Genomic DNA, 13,979 nt, shown 5'->3' on the forward strand with positions numbered 1-13,979 from the left:
TCAACTAGTAACCCATTGGTGATCCGGCGCCAGCTCGCGCGTATGGGCGAAGTTTACGACAGCCCCACGTATCGCGCGGACGCCCAGGTCTTCCAGAATGAGCTGGGTGGCGGAATCGGGAACGTCTTCGGCGTATACGGCCATGTCCAGCGTTGCCGCCGTGGCCATGACCGTGGCGGCCAGGTGCTGGCTGCCCGGGCTATGGCGCAAACCCGTAATGAAGCTGCCGCACAATTTCAAATAGGAAACCGGAAATTCGTGCAGCCGTTCCATCGCGCCGAATTGCTGCGACAGCCTGGACAGGCCGACGCGGGCGCCCGCTGCGGTCACGATGCGGCATAGCTGGCGGAGGTCGCCGGCTTGTTCGATCAAGCCATCGGCGTCCACTTCGATGATCAGCCGTCCGGTCAACGCGGGGCGATCCGCCAACATGCGTTCAAGCCGCGACAGGAAAGAAGTCTGGGTCAAAGACGCCAGGGATACCGGCACCGTCAGCGCGGCAGAGCGGGTGAACAGCCAGTCCAGCCCCAGCCGGATCGCCTGGATGTCACACTCCGCCGACAGGCCAAGCCGCACTGCCGGTGGCATGAAGATCGAGGCGGGGACCGGGTCGCCGTCTGTGGTGTCATGCAGCGTCAGGCTGGCCTCGTGGTGCAGCAATTCGCCCGTCACGGCGTAGAGCGGCAGCACCGACAACGAGAAGCGGTGTTGCTCCAGTGCGGTGACCAGGGCGTCGTGCCAGCTGTACTCGCCGATGCGCGTGCTGTCGGTGGCCTGGCTGGCGGGGGTGATCTGGTCGTCGTCGGCGCTTTCCGCGCACATCAGCGCGTGATCCAGCCTGGCCAGCGTATCGCTCATGTTGTCGCCGGGCGCGAAAGCGGCCATCGCCAGCGCCCACCGGCACCATCCGTATTTGTCCATGGGCACGCGCAGCGCGCGCAGTTCATGGCGTACGCGTTCGGCCAGGACGCTTGCCTGCGGCGCCGAGGTGCACGGCAGCAACAACGCAAAATCCGACCCGCTGATCCGGGCCAACTGCGCCGACGGCCCGCCAAATTCCGCCACCAGTTTGCGCAAGCGGTCGGACGAGGACCGCAACCATTGATCGGTGAACGCCCGCGACAGATGGCGGTTGATCTGGGCCAGGTCTCGCTGGCGGAACATCAGGATGTGGCCGCCCGCATCGGTGGACTTGTCCGCCAGCGCCGCGCGGAAAAGGTCGATGAAGTGCTTGCGGTTGGACAGGCGGGTGATGGGGTCGCGGTAAATCTCGCTTTGCAGCGACTCGATCTTTGCGTTCTGTTCCTCGACGGTCGCGGCCACCCGACGCTGCGCGTCAACGAACGCCTGATCCACCCCGGCCAGCTCGCAAGACCCGACGGGCGGCGCGCTGCTGCCCGGCGCCAACGCACGCACGCGATCACAGATGTCGCGCGAGGTGCGCGTCTCGATCCAGCGCACCAGATTGAAGGCAAACAGCGACCAGAACACGCCGGCTGCCAGCACCAGTCCCAGAACGCGCACCCCGCCTTGCCAGAGCGTGTCGCGAGCCAAGCGCCCATCCGCCTGCACGGTGACGGTGCCGCGCGCGCCGCCATCCATTGACACGTAGGGGCGCGACACGGCGGGGGCCTGCACGTTAAGCCAGGCCGTACGCCAGTCGCTGTCCCGCCCGGCCGTTGCGGCCTTGTGCCGTTCCAGCACCGTGACGCCGCCTTCATCGGCGATAAGCACCATGGAATACAGGCCCTGTCCGAACAGGTCATCCGCCAACGCCGCCCGCTCATCGGGGCGGGACGAGGCGTGCGCCAACGCCCACGACAAGGCGCTTGCGCCGCCTTCGCTCTGTTGGGCAAGTTGCGTATTCAGATAGCGATGGGCAGCGACCATCCCCAGCGCCTGTGCGCCGAGCAGGATGAAGCCGACCAGCAGAGCAGTGCAGAAAAGTAATCGGCGTAATGTCGACATGTCGGTCAATTCCCTTCGCGGGCAGCAAGCAAGCCAAGATTACTGGGCCGCCCGGGTAAAGGGGGCGCCGGGCAAAGAACGTGCCCAACGCGAAAAAAGCTGGATAAGAAACGTGACACACGTTACTAATACCTCAGCAGCGCCGCTTACACTGTAATTCGGCATGTCACAGAACGTACAGAATATTACGAAATTAGGCGCCACGTCAGACAAGCTGTGCAATTATTTCGATCGTGATAATCGTCCCATTGAGAACTATTGAGACACCACGTATTAATTTTTGGGCTTTGCCTGTCGTAGTAAGGGTAGGGCATGGGTCTGCGGACCGGCCGGCTAACGCTATCCCAGGACCGACATGACCACCCTCGAGCATCCTAAGAACCTTCGAAATACAAGGAAAAGAGGCGCGTTGCCTTCGAAGTGTGGCGTTTTTTTGCGAAAATAATGCATAATTTAAAAAATGTTACAGCCCTTGGGTTTCCTTCTGGACCGCAACGCCAAGGGTTTCCAGATAGGGGGCTCCGTGCGTGAGAGTTACCTGCTCGCACTGTGTCTGACGCTCGCAGGCGCTTTGGCGGCGATTAGTCTGTTTTTTGTCCGCAGGGAACGCGCCCTGCGTCGTCGCTTGATGCGCGATGAGTTGACCGGCGTTTTGAGTCAGCAGGAATTGCATCGTCGTGCCCGTGCCTGGCTGACGCAAAAAGAGGGGCCCGCGCGCCGAGGCGCTTTTTTTCTGGTCAGCTTTGAACAATACGCCGAGATCAGCGCCATGCTGCGCGCCGGCGAAGACCAGGCATTGCTGGTGCTGGTTGCCGATCGCCTAAGCCTGATCACCCGGACGCTGGGCGGCATGGTGGCCCGAAGCGGTACGGATTCATTCACTATTTGCGTGCCCGAAGTGGACGAAGTGGGCGCCGCCCAGGTATCGGCCAAGCTGCTGGAAGACCTTAGCGAACCCTACGCGCTTGGCGGGCGCACCTTGATTGCGGTATTCAGGGTGGGGGCGGCGCTTTATCCCGAGCATGGCCGCACGGTCGAAGAGCTGCAACGCTGCGTGCAGGTGGCCATGGTGCCGCTCAAAGAGCGCGGTGGACCGGGATGGAATCTCTTTGACTTCCGTCTGCTGGCGCGGCATCGCGATGAGCAGGGCCTGGAAAACGATCTGCGCCTGGCCCTGACCACGCCGGCCATGGAGCAGTTCGAATTGTTCTACCAGCCCGTTTGCGATAGCGGCTCCGGCGTCGTGCAGGGCTGCGAGGCCTTGCTGCGCTGGCATCACCCCACGCTGGGCAGCGTGTCGCCCGCCGTTACCATCGAGCTGGCCGAGCGCAGCGGCCTGATCGTGCCGTTGGGCGCCTGGATCCTGGAGCGTGCATGCTCGCAGGCCGCCCTGTGGCCCCCGGCGTGGCGCGTGCATGTGAATCTGTCCGTCAAGCAGATGAATGAAGACGGCCTGGTGCAGCTGATTGCCGACGTGCTGAAGGCCACGCAGCTGTCGCCTCGCAAACTGGTATTGGAAATTACCGAGTCGATTTTCATCCTGCACTACGAGCGCCACGTGAAGATGTTGAACACGTTGCGCGCGCAGGGCATCGGCATTGCGCTGGACGATTTTGGCTGCGGCTATTCCAGCCTGAACCACCTGCGTCATCTGCCCATCGACTGGGTCAAGATCGACCGCAGCTTCATTTCCGCGCTGGAGTCCGATGCCGGCAGCCGCGAAGTGGTATCCGCTCTTTTCGGTTTGTGCCAGGCGATGCGTCTGCCTGTTGTGGCCGAAGGCGTTGAAACCGAAGGGCAGCGTGAAATTCTGAAGTCGCTGGGTTGTCGGGTGATGCAGGGCTTCCTGTTGGGCCGGCCCGCTCCCGCCTCGGAAATCCAGGCTTTGGCTTCGGCGGTGTCATAATCGGGGTTGCTTGCAAATCCGACCTGTTGACTCCCTATGCCCGGCAATACCCTAGGTACCCTTTTTACCGTCACGAATTTCGGCGAATCCCACGGGCCGGCCATCGGTTGCGTCGTGGATGGCTGTCCCCCGGGGCTAAGCCTGGACGTCGCCGATATCCAGCTTGAACTGGATCGCCGCCGCCCTGGCACGTCGCGTCACGTCACGCAGCGCCAGGAAGCCGACCAGGTCGAAATCCTGTCGGGCGTCTACGAAGGCGTCACCACCGGGACCCCCATCGGTCTGCTGATCCGCAACACGGACGCCCGCAGCAAGGACTACTCAAACATTGCCGACACGTTCCGGCCGGGCCATGCCGATTACGCCTACTGGCGCAAATTCGGCGTGCGCGATCCGCGCGGCGGCGGCCGTTCGTCGGCCCGCCTGACGGCGCCCACGGTGGCGGCCGGCGCCATCGCCAAGAAATGGCTGGCCGAACAATATGGCGTGAAGGTGCGCGGCTACATGAGCCAGCTTGGCCCCGTCGCCATCCCGTTCGAGTCCTGGGACGAGGTGCCCAACAATCCGTTCTACGCACCCAACGCGCAGATCGTGCCGGAACTTGAAGCCTATATGGACCAGTTGCGCCGCGATGGCGATTCCGTCGGCGCCCGCATTGAAGTCGTCGCGGAAAACCTGCCCGCTGGCTGGGGCGAACCCATCTACGACCGTCTGGATGCCGACATCGCGCACGTGATGATGGGCCTGAACGCCGTGAAGGGCGTTTCCATCGGCGCGGGTTTTGATTGCATCGCCCAGCGCGGTTCCGAGCACGGCGACGAGATCACGCCCGATGGTTTCCTGACCAACCACGCGGGCGGCGTGCTGGGCGGTATTTCAACGGGCCAGCCGATCACGGTGTCGCTGGCCATCAAGCCCACGTCCAGCATTCGTGTTGAACGCCGCTCGGTCAATCGTGCGAACGAGCCCGTCATGGTGCAGACGCTGGGCCGTCACGATCCTTGCGTTGGCATCCGCGCCACGCCCATCGCCGAAGCCATGCTGGCGTTGGTACTGATTGACCACGCGCTGCGCCATCGCGGCCAGTGCGGCGATCCGCTCTGATCCCCGACACTCTTGCCATCGACTTCAGGAGGCCGACTTGAAACGTAATCGTCATCTGTTGCGCGGCGCCGGCGCCGTGCTTGCCTTGGCACTGCTGGGCGGTTGCACGGGCATGAACACCACGCAATCCGGTGCCATCGGCGTGAACCGTACGCAATACATGTCCAGCCTGGTGCCCTCCCAGGCGCTGGAGCAGGAAGCCAGTCAGCAATACGCCGACATCCTCAAGCAGGCGCAGGCCAAGGGCCTGTTGGACCGCGACGCGCAGCAGCTGTCGCGCGTGCGCGCCATTTCGCAGCGGCTGATCGCGCAGGCTGGCGTATTCCGGCCAGACGCGGTGGGCTGGAAATGGGAAGAACACGTGATTTCCAGCGATGAAATCAACGCGTGGTGCATGCCCGGCGGCAAGATCGCCGTCTATACCGGCTTGCTGACCAAGATCAAGCCCACCGACGACGAGCTTGCGGCGGTGCTGGGCCACGAGATCGCCCACGCGCTGCGCGAACATGCGCGCGAGCGCGTCTCGCAGCAAATGGCCACGAACCTGGGTTTGTCGGTACTGTCCATCGCCACGGGCTCCAGCGCCGCGTCTGACCTGGGCGGCCAACTGACCGACGTGATGTTCTCGCTGCCCAACAGCCGCACCCACGAAACCGAGGCCGACCGCATGGGCGTCGAACTCGCTGCCCGCGCCGGTTTCGATCCGCGCGCCGCCGTGACGTTGTGGCAGAAGATGGGCGCGGCCAGCAGCGGCAACGCACCGCCGGAAATCCTGTCGACGCACCCGTCGGCAGAGTCCCGCATCACCGACTTGCAAGCTGCCGCGCAGCAAGTCCTGCCGCTGTATCAGCAAGCAAAGAAATAGCCGCATCGTCCTGCGATCGCGGGGAATAAAAAAAATACGCCGCCTGGAGATCCAGGCGGCGTATTTGTTGATGCAGGTGCCGGCTACGTCTATGCCCGCGCCTATGCCCGCGCCTATGCCGATGCCGCGCCGCCCGCGGGTTTGACGCCCGGTCCGCGCATCACGGCAATGCCCAGGCCGGCCAGGATGCGCTGCGTTTCGGCGTCGGGCACGTCCTCGGCGTAGACGTCGATGTTCAGCGAACGTGCCGTCTCCAGCACCGACGCGGTCAACTGCTGGCTGCCCGGGCTTTGCGACATCCCGCCCACAAAACCGCCGCCCAGTTTTACATAGGACAGGGGCAGGGTGTGCAGCTGCGCCACGGCGCCAAACTGCTGCGCCAGGCGGCGCACGCCGATATGCGCGCCAAACTCCGAGGTCACGCGCGCCAGCGTGGCGATCTGTTCGTGGCATTCCACCAAGCCGTGCGCGTCGATTTCAAGATACAGGCGGTGCGCCAGCGGACGGCGTTCGGTCAGCAACAGCGCCAATTGACGGAAGAACTTCTGGCCCCGTAGCGACGGCAGCGCCACGCGCACCGCCAGTTCACCCGGGTTGTCCGCCAGCCAGTCCAGGCCAAGGCGCACCGATTCCAGATCGCAGTCGGCCACCAGGTCCAGGCGCACCGCCGGCGGTATGAACAGCGTGGCGGGAATGGCGACCTGGTCGGGCGCCGTGCGTAGCATCAGCATCGCTTCGGTGCGCAGCGCGGTGCCGTCGGCAGCCAACAGATGCTCGGTCGCCAGCTCGAAATGGTGGTCTTCCAGCGCGGTCAGAATCGCGTCCTTCCACGCCCGTTCACCCGATTCCGACGGAGACTGCATGTCGGTCGCACCCGCAATCACCACTTGATCGCTATTGGCGCTTTCGGCTCGCATCAATCCAAAGTCCAGCCTTGCCAGCACGGGGCCAGCCTGGCTGCCTTGGCCATAGTCCGTCATGGCCAGAGCCCAGCGGCACAAATGCCCTTCGCCAACGGGAATGCGGGTGGCATGCAGATCGGTGCGCAGCCGTTCGGCAACCATCATCGCCTGGGGCGCGGCGCAACCGGGCAGCAGCAATGCAAAGTCCGAACCATTCAAGCGCGCCAGCAACGGGGCCGACACGTTCAGCGCCTTCAAGGCACCCTGGATGCGTTCGCAAGCGGCGCGCAGCCACTGGTCGATGAATTCGCGCGGCATGTGGCGGTTCAGGTCGGCCAGATCGCGCTGACGGAATACCAGCACATGGCCGCCCGTCATGTCCGGCGCTTCCAGCGCGCGGCGGAATTCGTTCACGAAATACTTGCGGTTCGGCAGACTTGTGACGGGGTCCTGGTTCAGTTCCAGTTCCAGCGATTCGATCTTGGCGTTCTGTTCTTCAACGCTGGCGTAGACGCGTTCGCGCGTCTGGTTCAATGCCTGCACCACGCCCGACAACTCGGGTACGCGTGCCTCTACCTGTTCGGGCGGCGTGTCGCGCCCGATGCTGCGCACGTGGTCGCTGATTTCGCGCAGCAGGCGGTTCTTGATCCAGCCCACCAGCACGAACGCAAACACCGCCCACAGCACGCCCGCACCGATCACCAGCGCGATCATCTTCAAGCTGCTGCGCCACAGCGCTTCCCAAGCGTAAGAATCGTTGGCGATCAGGGTCACTTCACCCACCTGACGCCAGCCGTCGCTGACCGCGTGGCTGGCTGGTTGCGTGTCCAGCGGCGCCAGCTTTTGAAACCATGCCGGCACCGACTTCGGCGTGGCGGTGGAGCGACGTTCGATCAGCACCTTGCCATCCGGATCCGCCAGCCGCACCAACGAGAAATGTCCGCCGTCATACAGCGCCGACACCAGCAATTCCTGCAACACCGGGTCGTTGTTCGCGGGCTGCGACAAGGACAGCGCCAGCGACACGGCCGCGTCGGTGCTCTGCACCTGCAACTGGCCGGACAGGTATTCCCGCGCCGAATTCACGCTAAGCGCCAGCGTGCCCAGCAAAATGACGCCGATTGCCAGGGTAACGCTGAGCAGTAACTGTCGAAGTATGGACATAGTCTTATTTCCGGACATCAGGGGCGGATGCCTTCCCGTTCCATGCGTTGAAGTAGATCACGCCAGCGGCTCAGGCGGTCAACCGGCGCGGCGGGCTTGCCGTCCACGTAGACGCCGTCGGCGTTGAAGCTGAACACCGGCGTCAGGTCGCGTCGCTGCGTAGCCGGCAGGATGGTTGAAATCAAGCTGTCCAGCACCAGCGGGACCGCGTTGGGGGTGTCGTAATAGCCCAGCACCATGTGGGCGACCTGGCTGCTGCTGGCCGGTCCGCCCACGCGCGCGCGGACGTAAATGAAACGCAGCTTGTTGGCCGGTACGCCCATAGCCAGCAGCGTGAAGTACTTGCCGATGACGTAGTCTTCGCAATCGCCGGCGCCCCTGCCCAGGGATTCCAGCGGCGTGGCCCAGTAGTCTGCCTGCTTCCAAAGGGTGATGGCTTCGCCGGACAGCAGGGACTGATTCCAGAAATCGTTCGCGCTCGTCAGCTTGTCCCGCTCTTCGCGCGGGGGCGGGTTGCGCAACAGCTGTAGCCAGTTGCCCACCGCCTTCGCGCCTTTCGGGCCGTAGCGGCTGGCGGCCAGGCTTTGCAGCCGGTCCGAGCTGACCTCCAGGGCGAAACTTCCGCCCCAGACGCAAGCCAGGCACAGCAACACCAACCGGCATAGGCCCCGCAGGCTGCGGAAACGGTGAGTCGAAGACATGAAGCGGATTTTCACATTTTTCCAGCGCGTATAAGGCTCGCCTGAAAAAAATATCGGGGGGATGGCGGTTGCCCGTCGTCCCCCCGGTGCTTACGCGACTACGGCTTAGCTGTGGTCGACGTTCAGCTTACCCTTCTGCAGCAGGTCATTGATGATGGCCTGGTTGCTCATGGTGCCGTTGCCCGTCAGGTCCACGTTTTCCAGCACGATCTTCTGGTCGACGCCTTGGGCGATCTGGCCCTTGGTGTTGATGTCGATGACCGTGTTGTTGCCTTCCTTATGGATGTTCAGGAACTGGGTCAGCGTGCCGTCCTTCTCACCGATCAGCAGGTCCTTCAGGTCCAGGACGTCGCCGCCATTGGCCAGGGTGTCCGCCGAGAAGTCCTTGATGGTGTCGACGGCCGGGGCGCCAACCGAGCCCTGGTCGTTCAACTCCCACTTGAACGTGTCGCTGCCCAGGCCGCCGTACAACGTGTCGTTGCCCTTGCCACCGATCAGGGTGTCATTGCCAGCGCCGCCGTCCAGCGTGTCGTTGCCCGCGCCGCCATGCAGCAGATCGTTGCCGGCGCCGCCGTACAGGATGTCGTTGCCGTCATCGCCGTACAGGGAGTCGTCGCCGCCCTGGCCGTAGATGATGTCATCGCCCGTGCCGCCGTGCACCGTATCGTTGCCGCCGCGCGGATCATCCGCAATGTTGAACTGCGCGTGGTTGGCCTTCAGGTAGTCATAGACCTCGGCGCTGGTAGCCGCATGACCATTCTGGTAAGCCAGGAAGTCTTGCAGCGCCTTCAGGCCCTGGCCATCGTGCGAACCGGCGGCCACATTGCCCCAGGCAAGATGATCGGTATTGATCGTGTCGCCAAAGATGATGTCGTTGCCGGCACCGCCGTTGATGACGTCATTACCCACCACGGCCGGATCGGTGCTGGAGCTGCCGCCTTGCAGGGCGGCAGCCAGGTCCGAACCCTTCAGCACGATGTCGACTTGGCCCGCGGGGGCGACGATGACCTGGCTGGCGGCGTAGGCTGCCAACGAGATATTGTCGATGTTCACCGTTGCATTCGAGTTGTTGTTCGTGCCATCCACCACTTCATAAACAAAGCGGTAATCGCCCGACGTCAACATCTTGGATGTGATGGTCGTCGTGCTGCTGAAACCAGAGTTCGATGTTCCGCCATCGACGCCGACCCACGTCTTGGAGACGGCATCGTAGCGCTGCAACGTCCAGGTGAATTGGTCGCCCGTGCTGAAATTGGACGTCTGAACCGTGAAGCTCAGCTTTCCATATTCGCTGATGGAGATCTTCGTGTCGTTGGTCGCGGTGGTGCTGCTGCCGCCGGCAAAGTCCACAAGCCTGAGCACGCCGTTGGTCTTGGACACCGACCCGGACTGCGAACCCGTACCGGTCGTTGTCCAGTTGTTGATGTTATTCAAGCCCGAGTTGCTGCTGCTGCCAAAGGTAGCCAACGAAGAGTCGTTGCTGTCGCCGACCGTTGTGTAGGCAGTGTCGCCGCCGCCCGTGTTATCGAACAGACGCAGATAGTCTGCATTCACGCCGTTGCCGATGCCGATGCCATGCACGGTACTTACCTTGGACAAGGGATCGAAGGCGTTGACGGATTCTTGCAGCGTCGTGGCGCTGGTTGAGCTACCCGTGCCGCCGAGGTTGCCGTAGCGGTCGTAGTAGTACGTCGGATCGCCGTCGGTCAGGAAGAACGTGACGTTTTCGTAGCCTGCCGCCGCGGTTTTGCCCGCCGTGGCCTGGCTGTTGAACCACGACACCGCCGTATTGAATGCGGCCTCGTAGTTGGTGCCACCATTGGCCGACAGGTCGCCGATGGCGTCCGTCAGTTGCTTCAGGTTCGACTGTGACAGGTTTTGCAGCGTCAGGTTCTGCCGAGCGCCGGCGGCAAAGCCGATCAGCGTCACGTTCACCGTTCCGTCGTGTCCCGCCAGCTGGGTGGCCAAGGACTTCAGCGCGTCAATGACGAGCTTCATCCGCGAATTGGCGTAACTGACGTTTTCGCTGCCGTTCAGGCCATACGCCATGCTGCCCGACGTATCCACGACCAGGGCAATGTTGTAGTTCTTGCCCGGCTCCACGGTCACGACCGTACCGCCCTTGTCGCCCAGGATGATGTCGTCACCCGAACCGCCGTTCAGCACCGGCGTCGTGCCCGTGCCGCTGCCGACGTTTTCGCCCGTCACCATATTGTTGGTGTTCAACACAAAGTTGTACGTGCCCGACGTGTTCTGGCCACCGTGGTCTGTACCGCCGTTGTCACGCACCTGGAAGCCGATCGAGGTATCCAGGCCGTTGGCCGAAGGCGTGAAGATCAGCTTGCCGGCGGCAATGTCCGCTGCCGAGACAGCGGTGTTCAGGCCCACGGGGTTGCCGTTCAACGTCAGCGTGCCGTCGGTCGGCAAGCGCGAGATGATCACGCTTTGCAGCGCATTGCCTTCGGCGCCGTCGCTGAAGTTGAACTCAGACAGCGTGAAGACGTGGCTGTCGCCGATCTCCACATTGGCCGAGTTGTCCGCGGCGACCGGTGCGTCGTTCGTGCCGACGATCGACACCGAGATCGGTTGCACCGTCGTGCCGTCGCCCGTCGTCACATTGAACGACTCGGACAGCAGGGCGCCTGCCGGCAGGTTCTGCACCACAGCCAGGCTGTTGTTCAGCGTGTAGGTCCAGTTGCCGTTGGCATCGATCGAGAATGTGCCGTACTTGCCGACCACGTTGGTCTGCGCCATGACGCCGCTTTGGCCGACGTCCGCGTCCACCACAGTCAGCTTGCCGGTGGTGGACAGGCTGTAGTCCTCGGTCACCGTGCCAGAGGTCTGGCCGGTGATGACCGGGGCGTCGTTCGTGCCGGTAATGGTGACCGTGACCGGCAATTGCGCCGTACCGCCGTGGCCGTCGTTGACGGTCACGGTGATGGTGTCGGTCACCTGCTGGCCTTCCTTCAGGCCCTGGACGTTCGCGCTGGTGTTATTCAGCGTGTAGGTCCACTTGCCGCTGGAATCGACCACGAACGTGCCATACGTGCCCGCGCCGTTGTTGCTGACGGACCAGGTGTGCGTGTCGGTGAGGTCGATGTCCGACTTGGTCAGTTGGCCATTGGCGGTCAGCGTGCCGTCTTCCTTCACGGCGCCCGTGGCGTTGCCCGCGATGGTCGGGGCGTCGTTCGTGCCCGTCACCGTCACGGTGATCAGCTGCGTGGCGGTACCGCCATGGCCATCGTTGACGGTCACGGTGATGGTGTCGGTCACCTTCTGCCCGTCGGCCAAGGCTTGCACCTTGGCGCTGGCGTTGTCCAGCGTGTAGGTCCACTTGCCGTTCGCATCCACCACAAAGGCGCCGTACGTGCCCTTGCCGGCGTTGTTCAGCGTCCAGGTGTGGGTGTCCGTCGTGTCGATGTCAGCCTTGGTCAACTGGCCGCTAACCACTTGCGTGCCATCTTCGGTCACGCCGCCCGTGATGACGCCGCCCATGGTCGGGGCGTCGTTCGTGCCGGTAACGGTGATCGTGATGGTTTGCTGCGCGGTGCCGCCATGGCCGTCGTCGATGGTCACGGTAACGGTGTCGGTCACTTGCTGGCCCTCGGCCAGGGCTTGCACCTTGGCGTTGGCGTTGTCCAGCGTGTACGTCCACTTGCCGGTGTTGTCCACCGTCAGCGTGCCGTACGTACCCTTGCCGTTGTTGCCGACCGACCAGGTGTGCGTGTCGGTAGCGTCAACGTCGGCTTTGGTCAGCTGGCCGGTGACCACTTGCGTGCCGTCTTCCTTGACGGCGCCGTTGGCCACGCCACCGATAGTCGGGGCGTCGTTGGTGCCGGTGATCGTCACGACCACTTGCTGCTGCGCCGTACCGCCATGGCCGTCGTTAACGGTCACGGTGATGGTGTCGGTCACTTGTTGGCCGGCAGCCAGGGCTTGCACCTTGGCGCTGGCGTTGTCCAGGTTGTAGGTCCACTTGCCGGTCGCATCAACCGAGAACGTGCCGTACGTACCCTTGCCGGCGTTGTTGACCGACCAGGTGTGGGTGTCGGTCGCGTCAACGTCGGACTTGGACAACTGGCCAGAGATGCTGCTGGGCGCAGTATCTTCCTTGACGGTGCCGACGGCCGTGCCCGAGATCGTCGGGGCGTCATTTGAGCCCGTGATCGTAACGGTCACTTGCTGCTGCGCCGTACCACCATGGCCGTCGTTAACGGTCACGGTGATGGTGTCCGTCACTTGCTGGCCGGCAGCCAGGGCTTGCACCTTGGCGCTGGAGTTGTTCAGGTTGTAGGTCCAGTTGCCGTTGCCATCAACGGAGAAGGAACCGTAGGTGCCCTTGCCGTCGTTGTTAACGGACCAGGTGTGGGTATCGGTCGTATCAACGTCGGCGACATCCAGCTTGCCGGTGGCAACCAGCGTGCCGTCTTCCGTGACGGTGCCATCGGCTTTGCCGGTCAGGACCGGGATGTCGTTGGTACCGACGATGGTGACGACGACTTGACCGGTCGTGCCGTCAGCGGTCGTAACCGTGAAGGTTTCGGTCAGCGTCTTGCCAGCACCCAAACCTTGGACAGCCGGGTCATTGTTGGTCAGGTTGTACGTCCATGCGCCGTTGGCGTCGACGGAGAACGTGCCGTGTTGGCCAGGCGCGTTCGTTTGAACTTGGAACACGGCTTGACCAGCGTCCGGGTCCGTGACGTCGAGCTTGCCACCCACGGAGAGCGTCTTGTCTTCGACGACTTCGCCCTTGTCGCTGTCAGGCGTAGCGGGCGTAATGATCGCGCCGTCATCGGTACCATTGATCGTGACCGTAACGTCCTTGCTCACTACGCCGCCGTTGCCGTCGTCCACCGTGACGGTGAACGTCTCGGTAATGGACTGACCGGACTTCAGACCTTGGACGTCCTTATTGGCGTTGTCCAGGTTGTACGTCCAGTTGCCGGACGAGTCGACCGAGAACGAACCGTACGTACCCTTGCCCTCGTTGTTAACGGTCCAGGTGTGGGTATCGGTCGTGTCAACGTCGGCCACATCCAGCTTGCCGGTGGCAACCAGGCTGCCATCTTCGGTAACTGCACCATCAGCCTTGCCGGTCAGCACCGGGATGTCGTTGGTGCCGACGATGGTGACCACGACTTGACCCGTCGTGCCGTCAGCCGTCGTAACCGTGAAGGTCTCGGTCAGGGTCTTGCCGGCGCCCAGGCCTTGGACGGCCGGGTCGTTGTTGGTCAGGTTGTACGTCCACGCGCCGTTGGCGTCGACAGAGAACGTGCCGTGTTGGCCGGCGGTGTTGGTTTGAGCCTGGAACACCGCTTGGCCGGCGTCCGAGTCCGTGACGTCAAGCTTGCCACCGACGGAGAGCGTCT

General features: G+C 63.2%; 8 protein-coding genes. 3 read left to right on the top strand and 5 right to left on the bottom strand.

The window, feature by feature from the left end:
- Both AC6LJY_RS24220 and AC6LJY_RS24225 read right to left on the bottom strand, forming a co-directional pair.
- Complete coding sequence (locus tag AC6LJY_RS24220) at positions 1-1,968, bottom strand: EAL domain-containing protein (RefSeq protein WP_498136933.1); 1,968 nt, start codon at positions 1,966-1,968, stop codon at positions 1-3.
- A gap of 463 nt (positions 1,969-2,431) precedes the next feature.
- Positions 2,432-2,641, bottom strand: a complete 210-nt coding sequence (locus AC6LJY_RS24225) for a hypothetical protein (protein WP_255594224.1) — start codon at positions 2,639-2,641, stop codon at positions 2,432-2,434.
- Here AC6LJY_RS24225 and AC6LJY_RS24230 point away from each other — a divergent pair.
- Genes AC6LJY_RS24230 through AC6LJY_RS24240 form a run of 3 tightly spaced genes read left to right on the top strand, consistent with a single transcriptional unit; the run spans position 2,597 to position 5,843 of the window.
- Positions 2,597-3,874: a putative bifunctional diguanylate cyclase/phosphodiesterase gene (locus AC6LJY_RS24230; RefSeq protein ID WP_223265054.1), complete on the top strand. Its 1,278-nt coding sequence runs from the start codon at positions 2,597-2,599 to the stop codon at positions 3,872-3,874. The genes AC6LJY_RS24225 and AC6LJY_RS24230 overlap by 45 nt on opposite strands.
- Positions 3,875-3,910: 36 nt before the next feature.
- Positions 3,911-4,978 carry a chorismate synthase gene (gene aroC, locus AC6LJY_RS24235; RefSeq protein ID WP_046803557.1) on the top strand — a complete coding sequence of 356 codons (1,068 nt, stop codon included), beginning with the start codon at positions 3,911-3,913 and terminating at the stop codon, positions 4,976-4,978.
- 37 nt (positions 4,979-5,015) lie between these two features.
- Positions 5,016-5,843, top strand: coding sequence for a M48 family metallopeptidase (locus tag AC6LJY_RS24240; protein ID WP_046803556.1), 828 nt, complete (start codon positions 5,016-5,018; stop codon positions 5,841-5,843).
- 113 nt (positions 5,844-5,956) lie between these two features.
- On the opposite strand, the gene AC6LJY_RS24245 is transcribed toward AC6LJY_RS24240, so the two are convergent.
- From AC6LJY_RS24245 to AC6LJY_RS24255, 3 genes are all read right to left on the bottom strand, one after another.
- Positions 5,957-7,909, bottom strand: a complete 1,953-nt coding sequence (locus AC6LJY_RS24245; RefSeq protein ID WP_498136934.1) for a bifunctional diguanylate cyclase/phosphodiesterase — start codon at positions 7,907-7,909, stop codon at positions 5,957-5,959.
- Between the two features lie 17 nt (positions 7,910-7,926).
- Positions 7,927-8,610, bottom strand: a complete 684-nt coding sequence (locus AC6LJY_RS24250) for a transglutaminase-like cysteine peptidase (RefSeq protein ID WP_498136935.1) — start codon at positions 8,608-8,610, stop codon at positions 7,927-7,929.
- 105 nt (positions 8,611-8,715) lie between these two features.
- On the bottom strand, positions 8,716-13,979 hold a 5,264-nt coding region (locus tag AC6LJY_RS24255), incomplete at its 5' end, for a VCBS domain-containing protein (RefSeq protein WP_498136936.1).

This window comes from Achromobacter sp. RT286_PF (genome assembly GCF_059760425.1).